Origin of the sequence: Arthrobacter sp. YN, from assembly GCF_002224285.1 — a bacterium.
Taxonomy (GTDB): domain Bacteria; phylum Actinomycetota; class Actinomycetes; order Actinomycetales; family Micrococcaceae; genus Arthrobacter.
In genome coordinates this window covers 3,932,630-3,957,511 of sequence record NZ_CP022436.1, presented here as the reverse complement: position 1 = coordinate 3,957,511, position 24,882 = coordinate 3,932,630, and the positions used below count along the sequence as shown (strand labels likewise).

Annotated in this window: 20 protein-coding genes and 2 pseudogenes; 12 read left to right on the top strand and 10 right to left on the bottom strand. The window is 61.9% G+C overall.

The genetic code is table 11. The features are described from left to right. Nucleotides 1–335 precede the first annotated feature (335 nt). Nucleotides 336–2,540 (bottom strand): annotated as a pseudogene (locus CGK93_RS24225) (response regulator); the annotation flags it as partial. Between the two features lie 873 nt (nucleotides 2,541–3,413). Between CGK93_RS24225 and CGK93_RS18115 the strand changes: the two are divergent. Further along, the gene (locus tag CGK93_RS18115; protein WP_232481385.1) at nucleotides 3,414–3,836 is read left to right on the top strand and encodes a VanZ family protein; all 423 of its coding nucleotides are present in this window, start codon (nucleotides 3,414–3,416) and stop codon (nucleotides 3,834–3,836) included. Here CGK93_RS18115 and CGK93_RS18110 read toward each other — a convergent pair. Further along, entirely contained in the window at nucleotides 3,833–4,462 is a 630-nt protein-coding gene (locus tag CGK93_RS18110; protein ID WP_157731886.1) for an arsenate reductase/protein-tyrosine-phosphatase family protein, read from the bottom strand. The two genes, CGK93_RS18115 and CGK93_RS18110, sit on opposite strands and share 4 nt — an antisense overlap. Continuing rightward, a complete protein-coding gene (locus CGK93_RS18105) occupies nucleotides 4,459–5,988 on the bottom strand; it encodes a polysaccharide biosynthesis tyrosine autokinase (RefSeq protein WP_089596014.1) in 1,530 nt (509 codons plus the stop codon). Before CGK93_RS18105 ends, CGK93_RS18110 begins: the two co-directional genes overlap by 4 nt. Before the next feature lie 140 nt (nucleotides 5,989–6,128). Here CGK93_RS18105 and CGK93_RS18100 point away from each other — a divergent pair, with 140 nt between their 5' ends. The 4 genes from CGK93_RS18100 to lepB all read left to right on the top strand — a co-directional run bounded on the left by CGK93_RS18100 (nucleotide 6,129) and on the right by lepB (nucleotide 9,818). Further along, the gene (locus CGK93_RS18100) at nucleotides 6,129–7,013 is read left to right on the top strand and encodes an AraC family transcriptional regulator (protein ID WP_089596013.1); all 885 of its coding nucleotides are present in this window, start codon (nucleotides 6,129–6,131) and stop codon (nucleotides 7,011–7,013) included. A gap of 191 nt (nucleotides 7,014–7,204) precedes the next feature. Next, on the top strand, nucleotides 7,205–7,846 hold the full coding sequence (locus CGK93_RS18095) for a hypothetical protein (RefSeq protein ID WP_232481384.1): 642 nt from the start codon (nucleotides 7,205–7,207) through the stop codon (nucleotides 7,844–7,846). A 146-nt stretch (nucleotides 7,847–7,992) separates the two neighbouring features. Further along, nucleotides 7,993–9,111, top strand: coding sequence for a PqqD family peptide modification chaperone (locus CGK93_RS18090; RefSeq protein WP_089596012.1), 1,119 nt, complete (start codon nucleotides 7,993–7,995; stop codon nucleotides 9,109–9,111). Between the two features lie 2 nt (nucleotides 9,112–9,113). Next, on the top strand, nucleotides 9,114–9,818 hold the full coding sequence (gene lepB, locus CGK93_RS18085) for a signal peptidase I (protein WP_089596011.1): 705 nt from the start codon (nucleotides 9,114–9,116) through the stop codon (nucleotides 9,816–9,818). Between the two features lie 28 nt (nucleotides 9,819–9,846). Here the strand turns inward: lepB and CGK93_RS18080 are convergent, their stop codons facing one another. The 4 genes from CGK93_RS18080 to CGK93_RS18065 are packed head-to-tail and all read right to left on the bottom strand — an operon-like array spanning nucleotide 9,847 to nucleotide 13,983. Continuing rightward, complete coding sequence (locus tag CGK93_RS18080; protein ID WP_089596010.1) at nucleotides 9,847–10,983, bottom strand: hypothetical protein; 1,137 nt, start codon at nucleotides 10,981–10,983, stop codon at nucleotides 9,847–9,849. Beyond that, nucleotides 10,980–12,038, bottom strand: a complete 1,059-nt coding sequence (locus CGK93_RS18075; protein ID WP_089596009.1) for a polysaccharide pyruvyl transferase family protein — start codon at nucleotides 12,036–12,038, stop codon at nucleotides 10,980–10,982. Before CGK93_RS18075 ends, CGK93_RS18080 begins: the two co-directional genes overlap by 4 nt. Further along, nucleotides 12,035–13,078, bottom strand: coding sequence for a glycosyltransferase family 4 protein (locus tag CGK93_RS18070; RefSeq protein WP_198318261.1), 1,044 nt, complete (start codon nucleotides 13,076–13,078; stop codon nucleotides 12,035–12,037). The genes CGK93_RS18075 and CGK93_RS18070 overlap by 4 nt, the downstream gene beginning before the upstream one ends. Continuing rightward, nucleotides 13,075–13,983 (bottom strand): glycosyltransferase, encoded by a 909-nt coding sequence (locus CGK93_RS18065; protein WP_232481672.1) that lies wholly within the window; start codon nucleotides 13,981–13,983, stop codon nucleotides 13,075–13,077. Before CGK93_RS18065 ends, CGK93_RS18070 begins: the two co-directional genes overlap by 4 nt. Between CGK93_RS18065 and CGK93_RS24220 the strand changes: the two genes are divergently transcribed. From CGK93_RS24220 to CGK93_RS18055, 3 genes are all read left to right on the top strand, one after another. After that, complete coding sequence (locus CGK93_RS24220; protein ID WP_232481685.1) at nucleotides 13,876–14,187, top strand: hypothetical protein; 312 nt, start codon at nucleotides 13,876–13,878, stop codon at nucleotides 14,185–14,187. The genes CGK93_RS18065 and CGK93_RS24220 overlap by 108 nt on opposite strands. A gap of 323 nt (nucleotides 14,188–14,510) precedes the next feature. Beyond that, nucleotides 14,511–15,620 (top strand): hypothetical protein, encoded by a 1,110-nt coding sequence (locus CGK93_RS18060; RefSeq protein ID WP_089596007.1) that lies wholly within the window; start codon nucleotides 14,511–14,513, stop codon nucleotides 15,618–15,620. 84 nt (nucleotides 15,621–15,704) lie between these two features. Beyond that, on the top strand, nucleotides 15,705–17,138 hold the full coding sequence (locus CGK93_RS18055; protein ID WP_089596006.1) for an O-antigen ligase family protein: 1,434 nt from the start codon (nucleotides 15,705–15,707) through the stop codon (nucleotides 17,136–17,138). Here the strand turns inward: CGK93_RS18055 and CGK93_RS18050 are convergent. From CGK93_RS18050 to CGK93_RS18040, 3 genes and pseudogenes are all read right to left on the bottom strand, one after another. After that, nucleotides 17,086–18,621 carry a sugar transferase gene (locus CGK93_RS18050; protein WP_332460061.1) on the bottom strand — a complete coding sequence of 512 codons (1,536 nt, stop codon included), beginning with the start codon at nucleotides 18,619–18,621 and terminating at the stop codon, nucleotides 17,086–17,088. The two genes, CGK93_RS18055 and CGK93_RS18050, sit on opposite strands and share 53 nt — an antisense overlap. A gap of 320 nt (nucleotides 18,622–18,941) precedes the next feature. Further along, nucleotides 18,942–20,018 carry an LCP family protein gene (locus CGK93_RS18045; RefSeq protein ID WP_089596005.1) on the bottom strand — a complete coding sequence of 359 codons (1,077 nt, stop codon included), beginning with the start codon at nucleotides 20,016–20,018 and terminating at the stop codon, nucleotides 18,942–18,944. Nucleotides 20,019–20,209: 191 nt separating this feature from the next. Beyond that, nucleotides 20,210–21,861 (bottom strand): annotated as a pseudogene (locus CGK93_RS18040) (alkaline phosphatase D family protein). A gap of 125 nt (nucleotides 21,862–21,986) precedes the next feature. On the opposite strand from CGK93_RS18040, the gene paaA reads away from it, so the two are divergent. From paaA to paaD, 4 genes are read left to right on the top strand one after another with little or no spacing between them, the layout of a single operon-like run. Next, on the top strand, nucleotides 21,987–22,982 hold the full coding sequence (paaA, locus tag CGK93_RS18035; RefSeq protein ID WP_089596004.1) for a 1,2-phenylacetyl-CoA epoxidase subunit PaaA: 996 nt from the start codon (nucleotides 21,987–21,989) through the stop codon (nucleotides 22,980–22,982). Then, entirely contained in the window at nucleotides 22,979–23,407 is a 429-nt protein-coding gene (gene paaB / locus CGK93_RS18030) for a 1,2-phenylacetyl-CoA epoxidase subunit PaaB (protein ID WP_089596003.1), read from the top strand. Before paaA ends, paaB begins: the two co-directional genes overlap by 4 nt. Further along, the gene (paaC, locus tag CGK93_RS18025) at nucleotides 23,404–24,321 is read left to right on the top strand and encodes a 1,2-phenylacetyl-CoA epoxidase subunit PaaC (protein ID WP_089596002.1); all 918 of its coding nucleotides are present in this window, start codon (nucleotides 23,404–23,406) and stop codon (nucleotides 24,319–24,321) included. The genes paaB and paaC overlap by 4 nt, the downstream gene beginning before the upstream one ends. Nucleotides 24,322–24,326: 5 nt before the next feature. Next, nucleotides 24,327–24,878, top strand: a complete 552-nt coding sequence (gene paaD, locus CGK93_RS18020; RefSeq protein WP_198318259.1) for a 1,2-phenylacetyl-CoA epoxidase subunit PaaD — start codon at nucleotides 24,327–24,329, stop codon at nucleotides 24,876–24,878. The last annotated feature ends 4 nt before the right edge of the window (nucleotides 24,879–24,882 follow it).

Here is a 24,882-nt window from a genome sequence, read left to right as displayed (position 1 = left end):
TGAGCGTCCTGCCGGAAAGCCCGGATAGCGTCGGGCAAGAGCCCCAGGCCGTCTGCCGGCCCAAGCTCGCGGAGGATCTGCAGCCGGTCAGCGTCAAGAACCACAGCGTCGGGAACAGCGGCGTCCTCAACGCCAACATTCGACGCCGATGCTGCCGCCGGCATACGTTCGACGCCCGCCGGCACCTCCGCGACGCCCACCGCCGCTGCGGGCACAGAGCCGCCCACCGCCGTCGATGTTTGCTCTTGTTCCGGAACCCAGCGCGTCAGCACACCGGCGAGCTTGGCGAGGTCCACGGGTTTGCTGAGGTAGTCGTCCATGCCGGCGGCGAAGCAGCGCTCGCGGTCCTCGTCCAGTGCACCCGCGGTCATGGCGATGATGGGAATGCGGGCTGCGTGGCCGTTCCGGGCGCGGATGGCCCGGGTGGCGTCGAAGCCGTCCATCACGGGCATGTGGCAGTCCATCAGTACGGCCGCGTACCTTCCGGACAGGGCTGCGGTCACTGCTTTGGCGCCGTCGTCCACAATGTCAACGTCGTAACCCAGCCTGTTGGCCATCCCGCGGGCTACCAACTGGTTGACCTCGTTGTCCTCGGCCACCAGGAGTTTGCCCAGCCGTGGCACCGGTTCGGCCAACGCAGCTGCATCCAACTGCACGGGCTGCGCAGGTGATCCCACAGTCCGGGTGGCCATCAGGCGCAGGAGGCGGTTGTAGAACTCTGAGCTTCGCACGGGTTTGGTGAGGTATTCGCGGATTCCCGCGCTGACAAGATCCACCCTTTCCACCTGCATGGTGGACGTCAGCAGGATGATTCCCGGCGATCCGGAGCCGTGACTCTCGCCATTGATCCGGCGTGCCAGTTCCAAGCCGTCGGTATCGGGCATGCACATGTCCACCACGGCGATGTCATAGGGGTGTTGTGTTAACACGGCTGTGCGGTACTCCTCCATGGCGGAGGCGGCGTCCGCGACAGCCACCGGCTGCATGCCCCAACTGGCCAATTGCTTTTCCAGCACCAGGCGGTTGGTGGCATTGTCGTCCACCACCAGGACCCTGCGGCCGGCGAGGGTGGCCGGTAAGGTCCCTGTGTCGGTAGCGTCCGGGCCAATGGGAAGGTCCAGGACGAACCAGAATTTGCTGCCCGTTCCCGGCTCGCTTTCCAGTCCGATGCTCCCACCCATGACTTCGGTGAGACGCCGGGAGATGGCCAGGCCCAGACCCGTGCCACCGTACCGGCGGGTGGTGGAGGCGTCGGCTTGGGCGAAAGATTCGAACAGCCGGTGATGGTCCTCGGCGCTGATTCCAATGCCGGTATCCCTGACTTCGAACCGCAGGGAGGCGTTGTCTGCATCCAGGCTGACCATGGAGATCTGGATTTCGACTTCGCCGGCGGGAGTGAACTTGACCGCGTTGGAGGACAGGTTCAACAGGATCTGCCGGATGCGTCCGGCGTCGCCCATCAGGCGTGCTGGTACGTCGGGGTGGCAGTAGGAGATGAGTTCCAGATTTTTGCCCTGGGCTGCCTCCGCAACCAACCCGGCCACCTCGTCCACCAATGACCGAGGGTCGAAGGCGTTGACATCCAGGTCCACTTTCCCGGCCTCCAGTTTGGAGAAGTCCAGGATGTCGTTGATCAGGGTCAGCAAAACCTCGCCGGCGCCTTTAACGCCCTGCGCGTATTGCCTCTGGCCCTCGCTGAGCGGCGTGTCCATCATGAGCGAGGTCAGCCCGATCACGGCGTTGAGGGGAGTGCGGATCTCGTGGCTCATGGTGGCCAGGAACTCGGACTTGAGCCTGCTCGCTTCCAGTGCTGCCTCACGTGCCGCGAGCAGCTCGGCTTGGGCAGCCCTGCGCCCGGTGATGTCGCGGGAGATGGTGGCGACGCCGCTGATGCCGGCCTCGCCGCGGACGGGGGACAGGGTTACCGAGACGGGGATGGTGGCACCGTCGCCGCGTTTCCGTTCGCTCTCATAGTTCTGCACCTCACCGCTCCGGGCGGTGGATTCCAACGCGAGCCGTTCCTTCTCCAGCAGGTGGGCCGGGACAAAGAAATCGCCCTTCCTGCCGATGGCTTCCGATGCCGGGTACCCAAAGATACGCTCCGCCCCGGGGTTCCAGCTGGTGATGACGCCGTCGGGTGTTTCACCGATGATGGCATCGCCGGAGGAGTTGACGATCGCGCCCAGTCCTTCAAGTTGGGCAGTCCGTTCGGCCACTTTCGATTCGAGGTCGCGGGTCAGCGTCACATTCTCGACGACGATCAGCACCTGCCGCACGATCACGAAAACCACCACCACCAGCCCGGTGACCAGCAGGATGGGATCCGCCCCAATCGGGCGGCTGCGGGAGAAAAACACTGCACTGAACACGGGCACATAGGGGAGCAGTTCAAGGGCTGCGGCATAGGCCCGCCCGTCCTTGCGGGTACTTCCGGCTTCCGGAAGCAGGGGGCTGAGTCCCACCAAAAGGAAGGCGAGCACCCATCCCAGGGCCAACGGAGATCCTGTGACACCTGTGATGCCTTGCAGGGTGAAACTCATATACGTCAGGTCGGTGATGGCCAGGATCCAGAAACCAAGACCCATGCTCAGCCACGGCAATCTGCGTCCGCGGGCTGCGCGCATGGTCAGCACAATGACCACCGAGACCATAAAAACGTCCGCGATGGGGTAGGCCATCTGCGTGATCTGCGCGAAGGCGTCCTGGTTCGTGGCTCCAGCCAAGGGACCCAGTACCGAGCTCCACGCAATGAAGAACATGGAGCTCGCCACTACTCCGGCGTCCAGGATGGTGCGGCGAAGAGGAAGACGCAGCCCCTGGCCCCTCAGCAGCAGGATCAGGCCAATGGAGGTGGGCAGTGCGTACCAAACAAAGCCAATGTCCGCGAAGGACGGAAAGGGGTACTGGTGGTTCAGGGTGATGCCGTTGAAGGTCCACACAATTTGCCCGGCGCTCCACACGGCCAGGCCTGCCACGATGAACCAGCGGCCCGCGGAGTTGTCTTTCCGTCGTCGGGCCGCGAGAGCATGGGTGGCCAGCGCGGTGAGCGATGCAACAAGGATCGCCAAATCGCCTGCAAGTTGCGCCGTGGGCGTTGCTGTCCCGCTTGCCAGGCCGACGGCCAACAGCACCAAGCACAACGCCACGGGCACCAGAAAAAGCGGCCAACCGTGCCGTGCTGACGAGCGCATCGGAAGAACCCCGTGCTTCACTCCTGCCACTGAACCCCTGCCTTCGAAAGTGGCCCCACCAAAAGCGAACAACGCGTCTTGCCTGCGCTGAGGAGAGCATACGCCGAAAACACGCCCAAAGAGCAGGGCAGGCCGCAAGGAATCCTGAGGATTCAGGGGCAGGGGTCGGTTCGCCCCTATAGTTGATGGCTGCAGGCACGCACGCGCTGGAGGAGGTTGCTGGTGGTTTTCCCGAAGGTCGCCCATCGCTGGATCCAGGCCATGTTCGGTGTGTATCTGGTGGCGTTGGCCTTGGTGGTCTTCCTGCCGGCGCGTGAAGCCAGCACCGTCACTGGGTTTGTCGGGGTCATTGCCGGGTGGCTTTCGCTGCTCGGCCTGCCGTTCGGTGCCGCCGCAGTGGGCGTGGAGTTCGCTGCCAACATTGTCCTGTTCATCCCGTTCGGGGCGTTTCTCCGCCTCCTCAGGCCCGCGCTGTGGAACTGGTGGGCGGCGGGGCTGCTCGCCATCGGATCGTCGGCATTGATCGAAACGGTGCAGCTGGTGGTTCCGGGGCGGGTCACAGCTTTGTCGGATGTTGTGGCGAACACCCTGGGAGCCTTGCTGGGTCTCGCGGTGATGAAGAGGCTTTCGACGACTTTCGCTTAGAGGTGCTTCCGGAGGATGTCGGCAACGTCCTTGCAGTGCCCGGCAATGCGCTGGGCAACGTCCCGGTGCACGGCCTCGCTGGCATTGATGGGGTCCGGGATATCGTCCTCGTCGCGGAGTTCGGCGGTGGACCGGACGGCTGCTGTTCGGCTGACCAGACCGGCCAAGGGAGTGTTCGTCACTGCGCCTGTCACCGATGCCCAGCTGGCCGCGGCCGGCGCTGCCGTGCCTTCGCCTGAAGGGACCATCGCTGCCGCGCGGGCGAACTCGGCCATGGTGAACGCACGCTGTGCCGCACCCGGATACTTCTTCACCAGTTCGTCGCGCTGCTTGCGGGTCATGGTCAGCACCAGGCCGGCCGCCTCAACAACCTCGGCCGAGATCTGCCGGCCCACCGAGCCATTCGGGTTGCCGCCGTACTCCCTGGACAGGGCAGCGGGGAGAGGCTCCATGGGCGCCCCTGCCGCAGCGTGCAGGCCGGCACTGACCACCTGAAAGGTGCTGAGTCCGTTGTCATGGAGCTGGGCACGGATCAGTTGCTCGGCCAGTGGTGACCGGCAGATGTTGCCGGTGCAGACGGTCAGAATGGCCGACGGCGGCTGGGCACCTTGGTTGGTCAGGCTCACAGGGCGTTGGTACTTTCGCGGCGGCGGCCACGGCGCTGGTCGGTCATCTGGACCTGCTCTGTCGCGGCCACGGGAGTCGATTCTGCGGCGGGAACGTGGTTGGCTTTGGCCGCTTCCTCGCCGGTGTCCTTGCGGTTGTAGTACGTGTAGTACTGGTAGCCGTAGTCCTCGCCCTTGGAGGATTTGCGGGAAACGCCGTTGATGATGAGACCCAGGGGCCTGCCCTTGACGCGCTCCAGGTTCTGCAGGGCACGCTTCAGTTGGTCGTAGGTGGTCTTGCCTGCGCGGCTGACTACCAGGGCTCCATCCGTGCGGGCGGTGAGGATCGCTGCGTCGGTGACGGGCAACAGCGGTGGGGCGTCCACCAGGACGATCGCGTGCTTGGCAATGTCCTCAAGCAAGGTCCGCATGACGTTGGACCCCAGGAGTTCGCTGGGATTCGGAGGTACAGAGCCGGCGCCGAGCACAAAGAGGTCGCCGCTTTCGCCCCAGGGCTGCAGGACATCGTTGAGGGTGGCCCTGCCGATCAGGACATCTGTGAGGCCTACGTTGGTCAGCAGCCCGAACGTCTTGGCCACGGTGGGGCGGCGGAGGTCACCGTCCACCACAACAACGCGCTGCCCGGAGGCGGCGATGGTTTGGGCAAGGTTGGCCACCACGGTGGTCTTTCCTTCACCCGGGAGGGCAGAGGTGACAACGATGATGCGGGGAGGCTCGTCCACGTCCATGAACTGGAGGTTGGTCCGCAGTTCACGGATGGCCTCGGCGACGGCGTAGTCCTGGTGGTTCTTGTTCTCAAGATCGTTGCCGCCGCGGGACAACACGAGGCGGTTGACGCCGTCGAAATTGTTGTGGAACGGAATGGTTCCGATGACGGCGACGCGCGTCTCGGCTTCGAGCTGGACTGCCGAACGGACGCGACGGTCGAAGATGTTCCTCAGCAGCGCATATCCGATCGCCAGCAGCAGGCCGGCGACGACGCCAATCATCAGCGCGAGCCTGGTGTTGGGGGATGTGGGAGTGGTGGGGAGTTGTGCGGCGTCCAGCGAGCGAAAACTGACGATGGACGTCTCACTGCTGTTGCTGCCCTTTTCAAGCTCGGCAACCTGCTCCCCGACGGCCCGGACCCAGGCCTCGGCCAGGTCGCGGGCATCCTCCGGGCTGCTGGCCTGTGCGGAGAATTTGAGGGTGGCGGTGTCCTGCGGGTTCTGAGCCGAGATACGGCTGATCAGTTGTTCAGGAGAGGTCCCTTGGAGCTTGAGGTCCTGGATGACGGTTTCTGCCACGGACCGGGATTTCGCGACGTCCAGGTAGGACTTTGCGCGGGACTTGGAGTAGCTCTCGCCGGCCATGGCCGTACCGAGATCTTTATTGACGCCTACCGAAATGATGCCGCTGGCATCGGCGCTGAAGACCTTGGTCTGGGTCAAAGTCCAGCCGAATGCGACTATTCCACCCAACACGGTAATGGCAATCACTGAAATCCAGTGTGCCCGCAGGACCTTCCAATAGTCCGTGAGCTCCATGAAATTGGTCCCCCTGATGCTGTGTGGCGTCGACACGTCGACACAAAAAGAACGCAGTTCTTGCACTGCGTTGTAAGTATCGTAACGTGCTGACCTAAAGGGGATACCCACCTCACGGTGGGATGGGGGGTTTATGACAAATGCAGGATACTGACTTTCTCCAAATGGGAGCGGTGTACTTCGCACAGGATCAACACGGTCTTCAGAGGCACGCCGAATGCGTTTTTGGTGAGCTGACCATTAGTTCACTTTCGGGGGATTTCACTGCCCCCGATGCCACGGGACATGACGACACCGTGGACATTTATTTCGTCGCGTCCGGCGTTATCCGGGATCCCCACTCAGGGACGCACCTCCCGGGCGGTGAATCGGTTGTTGTTGTCCCTGGCGGCAGGGGCCTGCCGTCGCCATTCCTCGGGGACGCGGACGCGAAACGGATCCGGATCCAGAGAAGCGCGGCGGAGACTTTCGTCCCCCATGCACTGGACAGCGTGACCGTCACTCCCGTCCGCTCCCGGCTCGATGCTGCTGCTGAGGCCTTCATCGGGGCCATCCTGAATCAGCCCGCCCGGCACGGTTCTGCCATTGAGCTGTACGCCACCGAGCAGATCCTGCTTGAACTGACAGGCAGCCTCCTGCTGGATCACTGTGGAGTTTCCTGGGATTCCACGTCCTTAACGTCGGTGCTCCGGGACCAGGCCATGGCAGTGATTGCCCAGCGATGCGCTGACCGGGAGCTGAATCCCGAAGCCGTGGCCAAGGCTGTCCAGTCGTCCTTGCGGCGGGTGCAGGCCGCGTTCGCGGAGGTGGGAAATTCCATTGCCGCGGAGATTCGCAGGCAGCGCGGCAGGCTGGCACGAACACTGCTCACGGATGCCCGCTATGACGTCCTCAGCATTCAACAAATCGCCGAGCAGACCGGATTCGGGACAACGGCCGCCCTGCGCAGGGCATTGGATGAGCTGTATGGCTGCGGGCCGCGGGATCTCAGGGAACGCCGGGGAGTCGACGCTTCCCAGTCATGAAGATTCACGTTTGTGGCAGGGGCAGAGGACGTTCCGCGCAGACCTTGAACCGTTGAGCGACAAACCTTCGGGCGAGGGCCAGATCTGGACTTTCCGGCAAAAACACGTGGGTAATGTCTATCCCTGATGGGGGAACTCGGCATGTGCTGGATTCCAACCGATGGTTTTCATTCCGAGTTGAGAGAAGAACAATGAGCGACGAAGTCACCGTTTCAAAGCCGCACTCCCGCCGCGCCGTAGTCAAGGGTGCCGCTTGGTCCGTGCCGGTTATCGCCGCTGCCGTGGCCGCCCCGGCTGCCGTAGCGTCCGTGAACACTTTGAGCCTTGCCTTCACGGCTTCCTCTACTTCACTTCTTTCCCTCGCCCTGCTGGACGGCGGCGGAACGCTCACGGCCACGGCCCTGGTCACCGTTCCCACCACCTTGACCTTCACCAACGGTCCGGGCGCCGTGACGGAGACTGCTGCGGTCACGGTATCTGTCGCCCGCCCTGCCGGCATCAACATCAGCGTCGGTCGGGCTCGTGGCTTTGGCGTGTATTCCTTCGATGGAACACTCACCACCGCCGGCCAGCGTACTGCCGTCTACCAGTCGGCGCCCATTATTGGTCAGTACGGCTTCCCGGCTACAACGTGGACCAACAACGTGCCTGTCACTGTCGCCAGCAATGGCACCCTGAACCTTCCCATCGTCTTTGGCCTCGCCGGTGTCAGCACTGGAATTGGTATCAGTGCTTTGGCTACATTCCCCGTCACGGTGACCGTGGTCATTGGCGGCCGCACCCTTACTGCCACGAGCAACATCTCTGTTCCCGTCGGTGCGGGCCTCCTTTAGGCCCTATTCGAAGAACATTTCAGGCGAAAACGCGTCAGTCTTAGGGGCTGGCGCGTTTTCGTGCGTTCCAGGAATGAGAGTATGTGAAGGCCTTCAACAATATTCTCTTTTCGCTTGGTATGGCCCGCTGATCTTAGGTGGAGTAAATGCAGACTGATGACATCCTGGTCAATGCGCTGGGCGGTTTAGTCAGGATTCGATTCGATTTTTCGGGACAACAGGTTGATGAAACGCGCTTGGGGAAACTCCGCGGGCCTTGGTCCGATGCAATGCCTGAAAAAGACGCGACCCCGGTTGTTGGGGATATCGTCGCCGAGCTCCTCTGGGCTTTCCCGGACGACGCCGGACTCCCAGGTTCCGTCGCGGAGCTGTCCACCCACACAACATTGGCAGCCATCGAGGCGCAACGGGGCCGCCTGCTGATGCTGCATGCCGCCGGAATCGCCCACCCCTCCGGACAGGTACTGGCGTTCATTGGTCCGTCCGGGAGGGGCAAGACCACGTTGGCGCGGAACCTTGGTGCTAAGTACGGCTACGTCACCGATGAGACTGTTGGCATCGAGGCCGACGGTACTGTGCATCCCTACCGAAAACCACTGTCCGTCATCCGGCCCGGCGAGGACTACAAGGCGCAACTGGCTCCTTCTGTCCTGGGTCTTGGTGAGTTGCCTGCTGCGTCTCTTGCCCTCGCCGGGCTGGTGCTGGTTTCCCGGCGCGATGGTTTTTCCAGTGCGCCCCGGATTGACACGTTGGGGTTATGCGAAGCCTTGGTCGAGATCGTCCCGGAGATCAGCTATCTGGCCGACATGGACAAACCGCTCCAAACCATTGCATCGCACGTAGACCGCTGCGGCGCGATTCGGCGGGTCACCTACAGCGAGGCCTTTGAGGTCCTGCCCCTAATCCCTGAGCTGTTGGCATGGGAACAACCTGAGGCGTGGGAGGCCGTCCTGCCCACAGAGGAAACTGCCGGCGTGATGAGTCCCCTGGCGCCGGAGTCATATCTGCCTGCCCCAGTGCTGGATGCAGTGGAGGCCGATGGTCTGACCGCCGTCCTGGACGGCAACCGAATGGTCCACGTCCTTGATGGAGTGGGCCCGCTGGTCTGGAGGTCTCTCTGCGAGGGCCGGGATTTTGCTTCGCTTGTGAAGCAGGTGGAGCGCCAGTTTGGTGCTCCACCTGAACAGCAGCTCGAAGAAGCAGTGGTGGGGGTTCTTTCAACCCTTGCGGATGCCGGTTTGCTCGTACGTGTCCCGGCCCCATAACGATGGGTCCCGATACCGCGAAAGCTGCCGGCCGGCGTCGTCGATTGTTCCGTTCGCCGTGGAGCCATGCGCTGTTGGCCTTGATTCTGGTGGCACTGGTCCAAGGTTTCCTGGTGAAGATCCACCACGTGCCTACCGGCTCCATGGAGCAGACCCTCAACGTGGGCGACCGGGTGCTGGTGAACCGGACTGCCTACTTCGCGTCAGTGCCTGAACGCGGGGACGTGGTTGTCTTCCGCAAACCACCGAGCTGGGGGCCCACGCCTGACCGCAGCTTCCTGCGCACCAGCGTGGGCTGGTTTGGTGAACTGACCGGCATTGGCCCTGGCAACACCGAGTACTTGGTCAAGCGGATCATCGGGGTGCCCGGTGACACCGTTGAATGCTGTGATGCCGCCGGTGCGGTCAAGGTCAACGGGGCCGCTGTCACCGAACCGTACATCCATCAGGATTTCCCCCTCCACGCAGGATCTCTTGACTGCTCGACGGCGGTAGAGTCACCGCGCTGCTTTGCGCCACTTATCCTCAGTGAGGGGCAATATTTGCTGCTGGGGGATCACCGCTCTGTTTCGGAAGATTCCGTCTCAGCATGCAGAAACCCCGCGGCCCCTCCCGACTGCGTCAGAACTGTTCAACGGGGGGACATTACGGGGCGTGTGGATTGGCTCGTCTTCCCCTTCGATAAGTGGGGAGCCTTGGGTTCCTGACCTTACCTCTGCCAACCGGACCGACGTGTCAGGCCTGCTGCAGCGCCTTGGAGACCGAACGGTATCTCGCGTACAGCAACAGGCCTGTCACTGATTCCACGATGGTGAGTCCCAGGAAAAGCACCGCCAGTGAATCGCTCCAGAGGATCAAGGCCACGCTGACTGCGAGATACAACAACGACGACACAATCCTGATCCAGAAAACCTGGCCCACCATCCCGGCGCGTCGCAGGTAGGTGAAGGGCAGGGTTCCCGGGATGCTGACCAGTTTCCACAGGCACGCCAGTGACAGAGCACCGAGTGTCACCACGTTCCAGGCAGAGCCGAACAAGGCCTGGAACACGCCAAGAACCTCCAGGACCAGAATGAGCGCAATGGCCAGGACGCTGAGGGCGGACATGCCCAACGCCAGGCTTCTCGATTCCGCTCCGAGCAGCCGCGTCCGCATGTACCCGAGGATGGGCTGAAGCGCTCCGAGGACCGTGATGGTGGCCTTGAGGGCAACAGCTTCCTCATCCCGTTGAAGCAGGTACACTGTGGCCACAATGCCCAACGGGACCAAGGCCACCATGGCAGTTTCAAGAGTGATCCAGGCGGTTGGGGCCAAACGTGGGCGCCCCGACGCCTTATAGGGGGTCTTCAGGGCCCGGATGACGATGGCTGCTGCCATGGATGCGCCCAAAACAGAGACCGCCCACGGTGAATTTTGTTGTGCGAGGACCAAGGCAGCGCCCGCACCCAGGACCAGCGCGGCGGCAGTCAAGGCCTCCATCTTCCACCCAGCCGTATAGGCAGCATGCATTCGCCCTATCTGGAGGGCCACCATGGCGCAAGGCAGGCCAAACGCCAGGACTAAAATGGAGGTCGGGAAAATGACCATTGCCAGTGTTCCCGCAACGCCCAAAGCCGTGGCCCAGGCCGGGATGTACGTCTTGTCGACCAAACGGGAATCGGCCATTCGTGGCTCGAGGAGACCCGCGGCGATCACACCGGCGCAAAAGGCGCCGATGCTCAGGATGAGTGCTATCTGAGCCTGGCCTTCGAGGGCGAAAAGCCGGGCTGCAACGGCCTGGAATGCCGCTGGGACGATGGCCGTAACAGCTCCTGAGGCCACCATGACCAGCGGTTGGAGCACGTTGCTCCGGGTGACCGTAGCAGTGGTCATGCTGTGACGCCCAGGACTGCGTCCTGAAGACTCGCACCGAGCGCCTTATAGGCATCGTCCGTGCTTGCGGCAGAACGGTTCACCGCAGCGTCGTATTCTTCGCGTGCCGACTCATTGTTCAGCAGACGGTCAATGTGTCCGTGAACCGTCTCCGGATCAAAACTGAACGCGTTGTGGACGTACTCTTTGAGGCCCAGATCCTCGAACGCAGCAAACCCTTTTCGCTCGTAGGACAGGTGAATAACATAGTGGCCCGCCTGCAAGGCCATGAGGGCAGCGTGCAACCGCACGGCTACCACCACCCGCTTGGCGGAAGCGCCATTCAGGAAGTCCCCGCGGGTGAGGATCCGCCGCGGGTTGAGGCTCTGCATGGGGGAGAGGTCCTGGTTTCCACCGGTTTGACTCTGCACGTAACCGTCGAACGACCCCACCAGACCCGCCAGCTCGATGACGGGAGCAGGGAGGCCACCACGAAGGTTTCGTACCGAGTACACAGGAGTGGCTTCTACTGGCTGTGTGGTCCGTGCCGGAACGCGGAGGACTGCCATGTCGGGCACGCGTCGGACGACGGACGGCAGCCCAAGCTCCTGGACCGTGCGGTCATCGCGGGCCCAGACCTGGCTGAGCCGGCCCAGGTGCCGCCTGAACCAAGGGGCACTGCCCAGCCTCAGGGGACCGATGCTTTGGGGAAGATAGACAACCTTTGCTCCATGCCGGCTGGCTGCCCGCAACTGGACACCATGGACCAACAGCGCTTTGGCCAGCTCAACGCAGTTTCCGCCGCGCAGGTACCCACCGCCAACGCCCACAATGAGGTCGAAGCTGTCGAGATTCCGCAGGGTCGCGAGGTAGTCACGGTCATAGCCGCGGAGGGACGGCTTGCTTCGACGCAGTGAGACACCAGGGAGATCAAAACTCCCGGGATCGGAGGCGCACAGTGTGAGATCGATGGCCTCGGCGGGGAAGGTCGCGGTAATGAGTTCGATTGCCTCGGTGACCAGCATGCCGTCGCCGATGTTGTCGGCGCTGTAGCCGTGGAGAATGAGGACTTTCATCGTTGCAACACCCGCTCGTATACCTCGGTATGCGCGTCCACGCTGGCATCCCAACTAAAGCGCTTCGCCCAAGCGAGGCCGGCATCGCGTGAGTGCCCGGTTGCTGCGGAACTGCCAAGAGCCCCTGCAATGCCACGGGCGATTGAGTCGGCATCGGTGTCCTCGAACAGGAAGGCCGGACCTGCCACTTCCTTGAGGGAGCCGCGGTCCGAACAAATGACAGGAGCTCCGGAGGCCATGGCTTCGAGAACAGGAAATCCGAAGCCCTCGTAAAGGCTGGGGAACGCGAAGAGGGCCGCATGCTGCATGAGCGCCACCCGCTCGTCGTCATCAACGAAACCCAGATGTTCGATACCAGCAGACTCAATCGCAGCCATGGTTTCAACCGCATTCCACGCGGGTTTTCCCGCGATCACCAATTTTGCGCCAAGGTCCTTGAGCTGGGGCAGTGAGAACGCCCGTATAAGTTCAATCAAGTTTTTCCTGGGTTCAATGTTTCCGAGGTAAAGCACGTAGGGCGTGGATCGAAGGTGCTGAAGCCGGTCGCTGAGAGCCCGTGGCTGAGCAAAATACTCAGTGTCGATGCCGTGGGGAATCGTCGTAATAAGGGCCGGGTCGATTCCGAACACCTCGGAAACATCGTCTGCACTGGACTTGGAGACAGTGATCACCGCATCCGTTGAGTGGATGGCCCGCTGGACCCGGGTTCGCCAGATCTTTTCCTGCCGGGCCGACCTCGCCGTGGTGATCCAGCGGCTCGCAACACCGTGGACGGTCACCACCGAGGGAGCGCGGGTCGGCAGCAGCGGTCCGGTGTCAGCGCTGTAGTGCAGCACAAAGCCAGGTTTCGCGGGCACCGTAAGACCTTGCCATGTCTCCATGAGGGCGGTGAGCACCGCACGCTTCGATGAGCCAAGTTGGCTGATCTCGACGCCTCTCAGCTCAAGTCCTTTGGCGATCTCCCGTGCATAGGTGGTGTTTCCGCCAACGTGGCGGGAGAGAATCCGGGACGGGAACGACACTTGCTTGAGTCGGTTCAACGATCAGGCCCTTTCAGGTCATAGAGGTCACGAAGAGCAGTGTGCAGGGTCGAACGATTCATGCGGGCCAGCAGGGAGCGGTTCGCCGCCAGCGCAAGCTCTCTTGTCCCGGCATCGCTGAGGATGGCGGCCACAAGACCGGCCACGCCGTCGGCGTCACCTGCTTGCAGCAAGCCGGAGTCTTCCAAGGCGCTGATGCTGCGGGCAGCAATGGGAACGCCCTGGGCAGCGGCATCGAGGATGCTGAGGGGAAATCCTTCATACGCGGCGGAATGAACGTAGACGCTGCTGGAAGCGAGGGATTCAGCCACTCCCGGGTTGTCGAGCCAGCCGGTCACCTGGATTCCGGCCTGTTCAAGGCCTCTTCGCAGCTCCGGATCGCCGTCCCCAATCCACTGAAAGCGCGCGGATGGCACCTTGCTCCGCAGAGCAGCGGCAACATCGCTGAAGAACGCAGGGTCCTTCTGCCTGGCGATTCTTCCCACCATGGAGATCACCGGAATTGCCTGACTGGTCAGCGATCCATGCCCGGCTGGGCGGGAGGCGACTGTGGGCAGGTTCGGGATGGAGACGCACGTAGCAGACGGGCTGAGCGCGCGCACCAGGTTTTCTTCGTGGGAAGACAGTGTCCCGAATTTCCAGGTCCTTGGTGCGAGGAATCTCTCGGCACCTCGATAGAGTGCCCGCTTCACTGGGGAAGTGTTTGGGTCGTCATGCTTGAAGCAGTGGGGTTCGTAGACCACTGGTGCCGCTATGCGCCGCGCACGGGTGTAGAGACCGGGGAAGCTGGAGTGCGCGTGGACAACCTGGGGCATCAGCAGATCGACGGTGGTACCAACCGTGGCAATGCGTTTGAAGAGTCCTGGTCCCAGATCGTGGTGCTCAACGGCCAAGCCCTGCCACACGGGGGCGGGCTGCCCTTTCTGAAAAGGCGACAAAACCAGGTGGGTGAACTCTCTGGGGCTGTTTTCAATGTAGCTCCGGACAGCTTTTGGTACCCCGCCCTCGACGCGGTCAACCACATGAAGAATCCGACTGGAATCAGCGGCTACCAACCGGCACCTGCTTGCGTGAACGCAGAGTCGATTTGTTCATTGCACGGCTGGTGATAAAGCCCATGCCAAAATTCCACCATTGCCACGCTCCCCCATTCATCGGCGCATCAGATGTAGACTCACGGCTCGTGGCAGTGCCTCACCTTAAATTTGATGTGAGGGAGGTAGCAACAACGGAGCCCGTCTGGTGTTCGACCAAAGTCAAGGATAACCGATCCCTGGACGTATTCGGCTTTGTGTGGATTGTTTACTGTAAGCGTCCTGACTAATCTGACGGTTTTATTTGCGGTAGATTTATCGGGACTTAAAATTACAGATGCGTGCGGGAATCTCGAGCTGTTCCACGCCGTTCACACGGTCCCAGGGGAGGGCGGCGAATGACGAGCTGGGTAGCAATCGCCTATGGCGCACTGGACCTCCGTGGCTGGCACGAAAATCAGACCGACGTTGAACTGATGCTTTTGCCAACAATGCCGTCGGAACCCATAGGCTTGGCCGGCGTGCCAGCCGTCCTCTGGCGGAAGCTTATGGATGGGCCGGTGCCTGACACCGGCCTCGATGATGCTGAGCAGGCCTTGATCCGCGAGTTCGCAGCGGCGGGCATCGCATCCGATGACCCGTCACATCCCGCACGCATACTCGAACTCAGGGTGCCGTGGATGTCCTCGCCCGTCCATGAGATGGTCTACGCCTTGGTTGCCAGTGTGGCCCGCGACCATGGAGTTGACGCCATATCCATCAAGGGGCCGATGCTCCACCGCCAAGGTCTGCGTGAAAGGGAGCACTCCGGTGACGTGGATGTTTGGGCCGATCCCGCACATCTTGAGGTTCTTTGCGCCGCACTCGAAGCATGGGGATGGAACGGAAGGACGGACCAATGGTCCGGCCTCTCCTTCAACCATTCAGTGGCCCTTGAACCCGGCACGTGGGGCTGTGAGCTGGACGTGCATCGGCACATTCCCGGATGCGCGGAGGACGACACAGCCGTTTTCGCCAAGGTGAGGGAGAGCTCTCAAGCCACCCTGTTCGCGGGGGTACCGATGCTGACGCCCGACCTCCCGGCGCACGCAGTCATCTTCGCCCTCCACGATCTCCGGCCGGAGGCAAGGCACGGGAAAACGGCAGTGGGAGCTGGGGAGCACGCCGAAACCCTGAGGCTCGGGGGAGAAAAGGTGCTGCAGTTTGCCAACAGTGTGAAGGCTTCAGCCGTCCTCGAGCCCGCCCTTCGTCTTGCCTTCCCGGCGGCCCATCTTCGGGTGGATCATGAAGTTCCCCTGAATTGGAGGTGGCGGGAAAGCAAAGGATGGTGGCGGGCCTACTGGATGATCTTCAGGTCTCTTCCAGCCGAAGAACGCCTGCTTTTCATCAGGCGTGCGGTATGGCCCCAAGCTGAGGTCCTGGCGGCTTCCGACGGCCGGGCGGGACGTTCCACACCAAGTCTCATCGGCGCCAGGTTCCGGCGGATTGCGAAGCTCTTCCGCTGGTAGAAGAGGGTGTTGAACGAGTGAAGTTTGCTGGAATGCAGGGCGAATGATCGGTCATGGGGGCCGAAGGAATTCAGGGGCGTTTGTATGCGGAATCAGATCAGTCACGGCGTGGGCGCTTCGAGCACGAACATCGTGGCGCAAGGCACGGACGCCTTACCGGAAAAGCGACTCGTGCTTCCAAGGGCCAAGCCGAAGTCCCTCGGGGAGATACTGACCACAGGACCGTGGTTCCAGCGTTTCATGCTGCTCAGCGTTGTCTTCATGCCGTTCCAGTATGCGCTGACAGTCCCGGTGGGTTTCCCACTCAAGATCAGTGAAATTCTCGGGATCATGGGCATCGCCACGTATGTGCTTGGCCGGAGGTCCATGAGGAGAAAACGGGACCTCGCCAGTGTGGCCGTTGCTGCCCTTGCCATTGCCACCGTCTTCTCTGCCTTGGTGAACCTCACCCCGGGCAGCGGTGGACTCAGATCGGTTGGCTATGACAGGGGCTACGAAACCGATCTCCTTCTGTACAGCGGATACGCTCTTCTGGCGCTGTGTTACTGGTCTGTCCTCCGGCGTGTGGATCGACAAAGGACTGTGCGGGCAATCGTCGCATCGATCTGGCTCTGCGGAGTGGCAGTCCTGATGCAGTGGGCCTCCGCCCTGTCCGGAAACACCCAACTGATCGGCACCCTTGGCTTCCGGACACTGGGCGTCGATGACACGGTGGAGACTCTGCGGTCAGGACCCTTCCTGGAGGGGCAACACCTGGGCTTCTTCGCCGGGGCGGCAATTCTGGTGGCCCTGTACAACAGAAGCTACCTGGCTGCGGTGGTGGCGGCCTTGTCAATTCTGTATTCGCAATCCACCACGGCCTATGCAGGACTTGCTGTTGGAATCGCGATGATAGTCATCCTCAAGTTTTCCAAAGTAGTGGTTCCCTTGATCGCGACGGTACTGGTAGGGGTTTTGGCACTGCTTTTTTCTGAAAGCCTGAGGACCACCCTTGGCCGGCAGTTGGCAAAGATTGGTTTTACCGAATTTGCTCCGGACTACCAGTACGCCACAACGTCATTGAACCTGCGCGGAGTGAAATCCCAGATTTCCTTTGATATGAGTTCAGACAATCCCCTTTTCGGAGTGGGGCCTGGACGCTATGGTGCCTATTTCGATCAATATGTCAGCGGCCGTCAGTTGCCGTGGATTTACTCCACGGACCAGACGCGTCCCATTGCGGAGAATGCCTACGCCCATGTGGCGGCCGAACTTGGCTACGTCGCCCTCATCGCCTTTGGACTCCTTATTGTGGTCCTTCTGTGGCGGAACTTCAGGAATGCATCGTTGCTGGGCATGCTGGCTGTCTTCACGGCCCTTGGTGTATCCACTCAGTCGTCATGGACGTTCTTGCCGATCTGGACCTTCTTCGCCCTGCTGGCGGCTGACGATGTGGAGACAAAGCAGCCGTTGACAGAAGCTCAGGTCAGTAGGCGCCGTCTTTCCCGACCACTGCTTTGGCAGTCCGGAAGAGGATGATGATGTCCTGGGCCAAGGACCAGTTCTCCACGTAGTAAAGATCCAGCCGGATCGACTCTTCCAGTGAAAGATCGTTGCGGCCGCTCACCTGCCACAGCCCGGTCATGCCCGGTTTGACCAAGAGGCGCCTGACGGAGGCGAAGTCATACATCTCCACCTCGCGGGCCACCTGTGGGCGCGGGCCAACAAGGCTCATGGTGCCGTTGAGCACGTTGAGGAGTTGTGGCAGCTCGTCGATGGAGTATCGCCGAATCCATGCACCCAAACGGGTGACCCGGGGATCGTCTTTCATCTTGAAGAAGATGACGCTGTCCTGGCTTTGGGCTTGGAAAGCCTCCAGCAAGGTCTCAGCATTGTTGCGCATCGAGCGGAACTTGATCATTTTGAAGGACTGGCCGCCTTTGCCGATCCGCTCTTGGAAGAAGAAGGCAGACCCGGGGCTGTCCAGTTTGACCAGGATGGCTATCACCAGCATCGGCACGGAGAGCAGCAGGAGCAACAAGGAGGAAAGGCAAACGTCCAGGGCACGTTTTGCGAACGCCTTCATGCCACTGAGTTTCGGTGTTGTGACATGGATCAGTGGAAGTCCTGCTACCGGCTGCATGTGGATTCTGGGACCAGAGATGTCAGTGAGTGCAGGGGCTACGATCATGCCGATGTCGCGGGCGGAGAGTGCCCACCCCAGCTGCCGCAGGAAAGCAGGGTCCAAGTGTGCCCCGCCGCAGACCGCCACTGTGTCTGCTCCGGACTCACCGATGGAGTCGAGGACCATGTCCACGCTGGGAGAGGTGCCAAGAACGGGCAAATTGGTTCGGGCCGTCGACGCTGAATCGGTGAGGAGGGCCGCAACTGGTTGGTAGCCGGACACTATGTGCTGATTCAGCTTGTCTGACAGGTGATTGACGTTATTTGGCGCACCAATCAGGAGCACTCTGTGAAGATTCCGACCCTCGAGCCGGCTCCGGTGCAGGGTCCTCCGTTGGGCGAACCGGACCAAAAGGAGCAGCACGACGCCCAGGGGGAGGGCCACTGATACGTAGCCCCGTGCCGTCTGGAGTTGGAAGACGTAGGAAACGACTGCCAGACATCCGAAGAGCCACAGTGAGGATACGGCGACCCGCTTATATTCGTCTGTTCCGGTGCCAAGAACTTTACGGTCCCTCGTGCCGCCGAACTCCAGTGCGGCAGTCCAGGTGAGAATGAGGACAACGGAGAGCGTCGAGTACGACAACTCCGTGTCTCCGCCGGCAACGGTCACATCTTCGGTGCCGAACCGCAGCAGGTGGGCTCCACCTACAGCTATGACAACGCAGGCAAGATCAAGAAATCTCATCTTGATGCTCTGGGCGCGCAACCACGTAGAGCCTGCAGTGAAAGCGACGTCGCGGGAGGCAGAAACAAAGGCAGTCATGGCGGTCAGCTCAAGAACTGCAGAGTGGCAGCGCGGAGTTGCCTTGTGGTTATCCGTGATACCTCGTACCACAACACAACTGTTTTATTCACGAACCAGCCCCCATAGCCATGCCCCCAACGCCCCAACCGAGCGAACAAAGATGAAGACGCCGTAACACCAGACGGTGTGACTTGACGTTTCAAAGGCAATCGTAAAGGGACTTTAGATGCATCTCAAATTACGGCAGATGCTCAATGCATGACTTTCATCAAGGCGTGAATTGCAAGGTTGCTGGGAAGATCTATTGCGCGCAGAAACTAATAATAATCGCGCATTCAAAGGTTGCTGATAAAGTCCATATCGTGCAATCAATGGTACTTTTTGCGTCGATGGCGGTGAATCCCGACGGGTCAGTTGCCCTTTTCGAGGCCGTGCGTTGTTACGTACTGGCCCAACTGGTCCTTCGACAGGGCTGCTGCGATCTCGGAGATTGCGGTGGTGTCCGCTACAACAATGGACTGACCATCGGCAGAGGTTCCCGTTCCCAGCGTCGGGAGGGTAAACATCACGGTGTCGGAGGCTCGGATGTCCTTCATTCCCAGGGCAAGGCTTCCGATTGCGGCCGCATCCAGGCTCTTGTCCACGCTGATAAAGGGTGACACTGAGGAGACCATGTTGTTGATGGTGATCGGGTTGGTCAGGGTCTCCCTGGCTATGGTCTTGCTGATGATCGCTTTGAGGTAGGCCTGCTGGTTGCGCACCCGCTGGTAGTCCCCGTCGCTGAAGGACTTGCGTTCGCGGACAAAGGCGAGTGCTTCATCGCCATTGAATGTCTGTGGGCCGGCTTCGTAGACATGCCCCTTCATGGGGCCGGAGTTGGGAGAGAAGGGAATCTTGACGTCGATTTCCACTCCGCCGAGGGCGTCCGTGAGGCCCTTGAAGCCTTCGAAGTCCACCATTGCGACGTGGTCGATGCGTTGCTGGAAGAGGGATTCCACCGTCTGCACCATCAGTGGGACGCCGCCGTAGGCAAGGGCCGCGTTGATTTTGGATTCGCCCTTCCCCGGAATATCAACCCAAAGATCCCGCATCAGGGACACGGCGTAGACGTTCTTTCGATCAGCAGGGATGTGCACCAGCATCAAGGTGTCAGCGCGTTGATCGGTGGAAGCATCGGTTTCCACATCCACCTCGGAGGAGCCCCGGGTGTCGCTGCCCATGACGAGGATATTCACCGCTGCTGTGCCGTTAATGGGTTCAGATTTTTGGGGTCGGGTGGACTCGTCCGGGAATGCGACATCGATCTTGGTGGTCCCGGAATTGAAGGTCTGTGCCAGATTGAATATGTAAGCGCCGGCAACCAAGCCGACCACCAGTACCGCGGCGGCGAATCCGAGCAGTACGTTCCGCGCGGTTTTCTTGCCACTCTTCCGACGTCCGGAAGGGGACACTTCAGGTGAATTGTCGGTATCTGTTGGGAGTGTCATGTGTTCCTCGGTGTCGGCATCAGCAACGTTGATTCTATCAAGCGGAAAACAGGCGGCTTCAGCTCAAGAGTTTTGGCACAGTTAAGCCCGCTGCTGGTTTTCGTCCAATTGCAGTATTGGACGAGCCTAATGCGAGGTGAGCCCCGGTCGCGGGAAATTTGACCGGGGCTCCGCCAAGGAAGATTCCTTGCTCAGCGTTCCGGAGTAAGCGCCTTTGAATACAGCACCGCACCGTTGGCGTTACGGAGGCTCGCAGTAAACAGGCCGTCGGCGGCCAGGTCCACGTGCCCGAAGTACTGGTTTTCACCATCACGCGGTGATTCGCCCGGGAAGCGCCCGGCCTTGGCGAACACAACTTCTGGTCCGAAGGTACCGTCCATCTCACTGGGACCGAATGAGCCCGAGTTGATCGGCCCGGCAACAAACTCCCAGAAGGGGTCGAAGTCCGTGAAGGAGGCCCGCTCGGGGCGTAGTGATGCGCCGCGCAGTAGTGCACGTCAGCGGTCAGCCATACCGTGTTCTTGACCCCGTACTTCTTAAACGCTGAAAGCACGCCGGCGATCTCCAGTTCGCGGCCCAGGGGAGCGCCGTGATCCCGGTTGGCCAGGCTTTCCTGGTTCACGGCACCGTCGGGGACGATGATGCCCAGTGGCAGGTCTGCGGCGATCACTTTCCAGGTCGCCTTGGATTTGCGGACTTCTTTGATCAGCCAATCAACTTGCTCCTGGCCCAGGATGTTGGTGGCGTAGGGTTCCTTGCCGTCGGTGTTGGGCGATTTGAAGGTCCGCATGTCCAGGCAGAAGATGTCCAGCTGCGGGCCGCGGGAGATCTTCCGGTAGATGCGCGCCGGCTGGTACTGCCCGGCGTCGACCTTTCCTGGTCGCCAGAGCGCCGCGGCGTCGGCGATCGGCATGTTTTCCTGCCACGCCTGGCGGCCCCGGGCGGCGAGGACGTTGACGTTCCGTTCGGTGTAGCGGGGGTCGTCCAGGATTTCACCGGGGTACCAGTTGTTGGTGGTTTCGTGGTCGTCCCACTGTGCGATCACGGGGACGTCGGCGAACATGGCGCGCATGTTGGCATCCAGGGAGTTGTAGCGGTGGCGGCCGCGGTATTCCTTCAGCGTCTCGGCCACTTTGCTGACTTCCTCGGTGACGATGTTCCGCCACACTTGGCCGTCCTTTTCCGTGACGGTGGCGGCGATGGGGCCATCGGCGTAGATGGTGTCACCGGAGTGGATGAAGAAGTCCGGCCGGGTGGCGTGCATGGCCTTGTAGCCGCGCATCCCGCCGAGGTCCTCGTTGATGCCCCAGCCTTGGCCGGCGGTGTCGCCGGTCCAGACGAAGGACTGCGAGGACGACGACGGCCTGCCGCCTCCGCGCCCGTCTTCCGGGCCGTCGTCGTGCTTTCCGGGCGCTGTGCTGAACGTGCCGCGGACAGCTTCGCCGGCTCCGTTCTCGTCCTCGAAGTTCAGTTCCAGCGCGAATCGGGTGCCGGCGGGAAGTCCCGTGGCGTGGATTTTGGCGGTGAAGTCGCTGGCTTCGGTGGCGAGGGGGCCGCGGATGGTGCGGCTGAAACCGTAGCGGCCACGCAGGATTGCGCCGGAGCTGTCCACTGCCTGCACCAAGGCCGTGAGCCGGCCGGGTCCGGAGGCGCGGGACCAGAGGACGGCGGAGTCGGTGGTGACGTCGCCCGTTGCAATGCCGGTAGGGAGCGTCAGCCGCTTGCGGACCAGCGGCACAGCGGACGGTGCGGCGGAGGCGGGAGCCGCGCTGGTGGCGAGCCCGGTCAGGGCAATGCCGGCGAGGGACGTCTTGACGAGGGTGCGGCGTGTGAGGTCAGTCATGCAGTCCACTCTTGTCAGCGCCCGTGAACGGAAGATGAGGCTGAGGTAAAGGAACCCGGACCTTGACTGAAAACGTCCGCTCCGCATATTCTGAACGAACGGTCGGTAATTTATTAGGAGCAACCATGGCATCGCAGAATCTGCAGTCAGTGCCCGCTGAGCTGTCCCCGGAAGAGCAGGAGCGGGAGGCAGCCGGACAGGCGTATTTTGATCGCATCATTTCGGAGGACTCGCGCATTGAACCGCGCGACTGGATGCCGGCGGCTTACCGCAAGACTTTGCTGCGCCAGATCTCGCAGCACGCACACTCGGAAATCATCGGCATGCAGCCGGAAGCCAACTGGATCACCAGGGCACCGAGCCTGAAGCGCAAGTCCATCCTCATGGCCAAAGTCCAGGACGAAGCCGGCCACGGCCTGTACCTGTACTCGGCCGCCGAGACCCTGGGCCAGTCCCGGGACCAGATGATGGAAGACCTGATCGCCGGCAAGGCCCGGTACTCATCCATCTTTAACTACCCCACGATTTCCTGGGCAGACATGGGCGCCATCGGTTGGCTTGTTGATGGTGCTGCCATCTGCAACCAGGTGCCCCTGTGCCGTGCCTCGTACGGTCCTTATGGTCGCGCAATGGTGCGCATCTGCAAGGAAGAATCGTTCCACCAGCGCCAGGGTTTCGAGATCCTGCTGGAACTCGCCAACGGTACGCCTGCGCAGAAGCAGATGGCCCAGGACGCAGTGAACCGCTGGTACGCGCCGTCGCTGATGATGTTCGGCCCGCCGGATGACGATTCACCCAACTCCAAGCAGTCCATGGCCTGGAACATCAAGCGCTTCAGCAATGATGAGCTGCGCAGCCGGTTCGTCGGCATGATGGTGGAGCAGGTCCGGGTCCTCGGCCTGACCCTCCCGGACAAGGACATCCGTTTCAACGAAGAAACAAAAAAATGGGAGCACGGACCCCTGGACTGGAACGAGTTCAAGGAAGTCCTGGCAGGCCGCGGTCCCTGCAACTCGCAGCGCGTCGAGCGCCGCCGTGAGGCACACGAAAACGGTGCCTGGGTTCGCGAAGCCGCGGTGGCCTATGCCCGCAAGCAAGCACAGAAGGAAAACGCAGCATGAGCCCCCACGGTAACCCGGAAGCACCGGCCAGCGCCGCCAGCGAAATCGCCCGCGAGGCCCCCAAGGTTGCGGCCACCAACGCTGACAGCACGACGCCGGCACCCGCCTCAGGCCCGGCCGTCACCCCGCGCGGCGCCACGGAAGAAACTCCGTGGTCCCTCTGGGAGGTCTTCGTCCGCTCCAGCCGCGGCCTGTCCCACGTGCATGCCGGCTCCTTGCACGCACCGGATGCGGCCATGGCCCTCCGGAACGCCCGCGATCTCTACACCCGCCGCAACGAAGGCGTCTCCATCTGGGTTGTCCCGGCCGAGGCGATTTCCTCCAGCGACCCTGACTCCAAGGGCTCGTTCTTCGAGTCCCCGCAGGGCAAGGATTACCGCCACGCAACGTATTACACCAAGAGCGAAGGCGTGAAGCACCTGTGAACACAAAAGACACTGACTTCGCCATCGACGGCCACGGCGACATTTCCGTCGGCGTCCACGGTGCCGGTGCGTCCGGCGACGGTTCTGCCAGCGCCACCCGCATCACGCCGGGCAACGCACTGCGCCCGGAGGACATCGCGCTCGAGATCAGCCGGGGGCAGGTCAAGCCCACCGAGGATGTTGCGGAGTTCGCCTTGCGCATCGGCGACGACGGCCTGATCCTCGCTCAACGCCTGGGTCACTGGATTTCCCGTGCCCCTGAGCTCGAGGAAGACATTGCGCTCGGCAACATTGCGCTGGACCAGCTGGGTCACGCACGCTCCTTCCTGACCTACGCCGGCGCCGCGTGGGGCAAGTCCGAGGACGACTTGGCGTACTTCCGCCGCGAGCACGAGTTCCGTTCCGCGCACCTCTTTGAGCAGCCCAACGGCGACTTCGCGGTCACCATCGCCCGGCAGTTCATTGTGAGCTACTACCAGTACGAGCTCTACACCAAGCTCATGGAGTCCACGGACGCCACCCTCGCAGCCATCTCCGCAAAGGCCGTAAAGGAAGTGGATTACCACCGCGATCACAGCGCGCAGTGGGTATTGCGCTTGGCCGGCGGCACGGATGAGTCCCGCGAACGCATCATCCAGGGCTTCACGCTCGTCTGGCCCTACGTGGACGAACTCTTCGAAGATGACGAGCTCACCACCCGCCTGGCCGAGGCCGGCGTCGCAGTTCAGCCGTCCACCCTCCGTGCTGGGTTCGATCGCCTCACCGGCGACATCATGGCCGAAGCGGAACTGGAAATCCCCGGCGTCCCGCAGTCCCTGGGCGGCGGTCGCCGTGGCAAGCACTCCGAGTTCCTGGGCTACATCCTCGCTGAAATGCAGGTCCTGGCCCGCGAACACCCCGGCGCGAGCTGGTGACCAGCATGTCGACCCTTTCACGGACTGAGGAACAGCGGGCTTGGGACATCGCGTCCACGGTCTGCGATCCGGAGATCCCGGTCCTCACCATCGAGGACCTGGGGATCCTGCGCGGCGTGCGGGTTGTCCCGGCGGCAGCCGAAACACATGGAATGCCCGACGGCGGCACCGCAAGTACCGCCGTCGAGGTCACCATCACGCCCACGTACTCCGGCTGCCCGGCGATGGACGCCATTGGTGACGACCTGCGGACAGCCTTCGAGAAAGAGGGCTACGCGAGCGTGCGCATCAACCTGGTGTTGTCGCCGGCGTGGACCACTGACTGGATGACGGATTCCGGCAAGGCCAAGCTGGAGGAATACGGCATTGCCCCGCCCAGCGGCATGGCTGCCGCCGGTGGCCACTCGGGTCCCGTCCGCTTGAGCCTGGCCGTGAAATGCCCGCAGTGTTCGTCGTTGAACACCAAGGAACTCACCCGCTTTGGTTCCACGTCCTGCAAGGCGCTGTTCGTCTGCCAGGACTGCAAGGAACCGTTCGACTACTTCAAAGTCCTCTAAGGAA

Bases quoted from the DNA above. Each gene is read 5' to 3' on its own strand.
- CGK93_RS18060 (WP_089596007.1), top strand. From the start codon at position 14,511: ATGACGAGCTGGGTAGCAATCGCCTATGGCGCACTGGACCTCCGTGGC.
- lepB (WP_089596011.1), top strand. From the start codon at position 9,114: ATGGGTCCCGATACCGCGAAAGCTGCCGGCCGGCGTCGTCGATTGTTC.
- paaA (WP_089596004.1), top strand. From the start codon at position 21,987: ATGGCATCGCAGAATCTGCAGTCAGTGCCCGCTGAGCTGTCCCCGGAA.
- CGK93_RS18100 (WP_089596013.1), top strand. From the start codon at position 6,129: ATGCAGGATACTGACTTTCTCCAAATGGGAGCGGTGTACTTCGCACAG.
- paaB (WP_089596003.1), top strand. From the start codon at position 22,979: ATGAGCCCCCACGGTAACCCGGAAGCACCGGCCAGCGCCGCCAGCGAA.
- CGK93_RS18090 (WP_089596012.1), top strand. From the start codon at position 7,993: ATGCAGACTGATGACATCCTGGTCAATGCGCTGGGCGGTTTAGTCAGG.
- CGK93_RS18105 (WP_089596014.1), bottom strand. From the start codon at position 5,988: ATGGAGCTCACGGACTATTGGAAGGTCCTGCGGGCACACTGGATTTCA.
- CGK93_RS18045 (WP_089596005.1), bottom strand. From the start codon at position 20,018: ATGACACTCCCAACAGATACCGACAATTCACCTGAAGTGTCCCCTTCC.
- CGK93_RS18095 (WP_232481384.1), top strand. From the start codon at position 7,205: ATGAGCGACGAAGTCACCGTTTCAAAGCCGCACTCCCGCCGCGCCGTA.
- CGK93_RS18080 (WP_089596010.1), bottom strand. From the start codon at position 10,983: ATGACCACTGCTACGGTCACCCGGAGCAACGTGCTCCAACCGCTGGTC.
- paaD (WP_198318259.1), top strand. From the start codon at position 24,327: ATGTCGACCCTTTCACGGACTGAGGAACAGCGGGCTTGGGACATCGCG.
- CGK93_RS18075 (WP_089596009.1), bottom strand. From the start codon at position 12,038: ATGAAAGTCCTCATTCTCCACGGCTACAGCGCCGACAACATCGGCGAC.
- CGK93_RS18055 (WP_089596006.1), top strand. From the start codon at position 15,705: ATGCGGAATCAGATCAGTCACGGCGTGGGCGCTTCGAGCACGAACATC.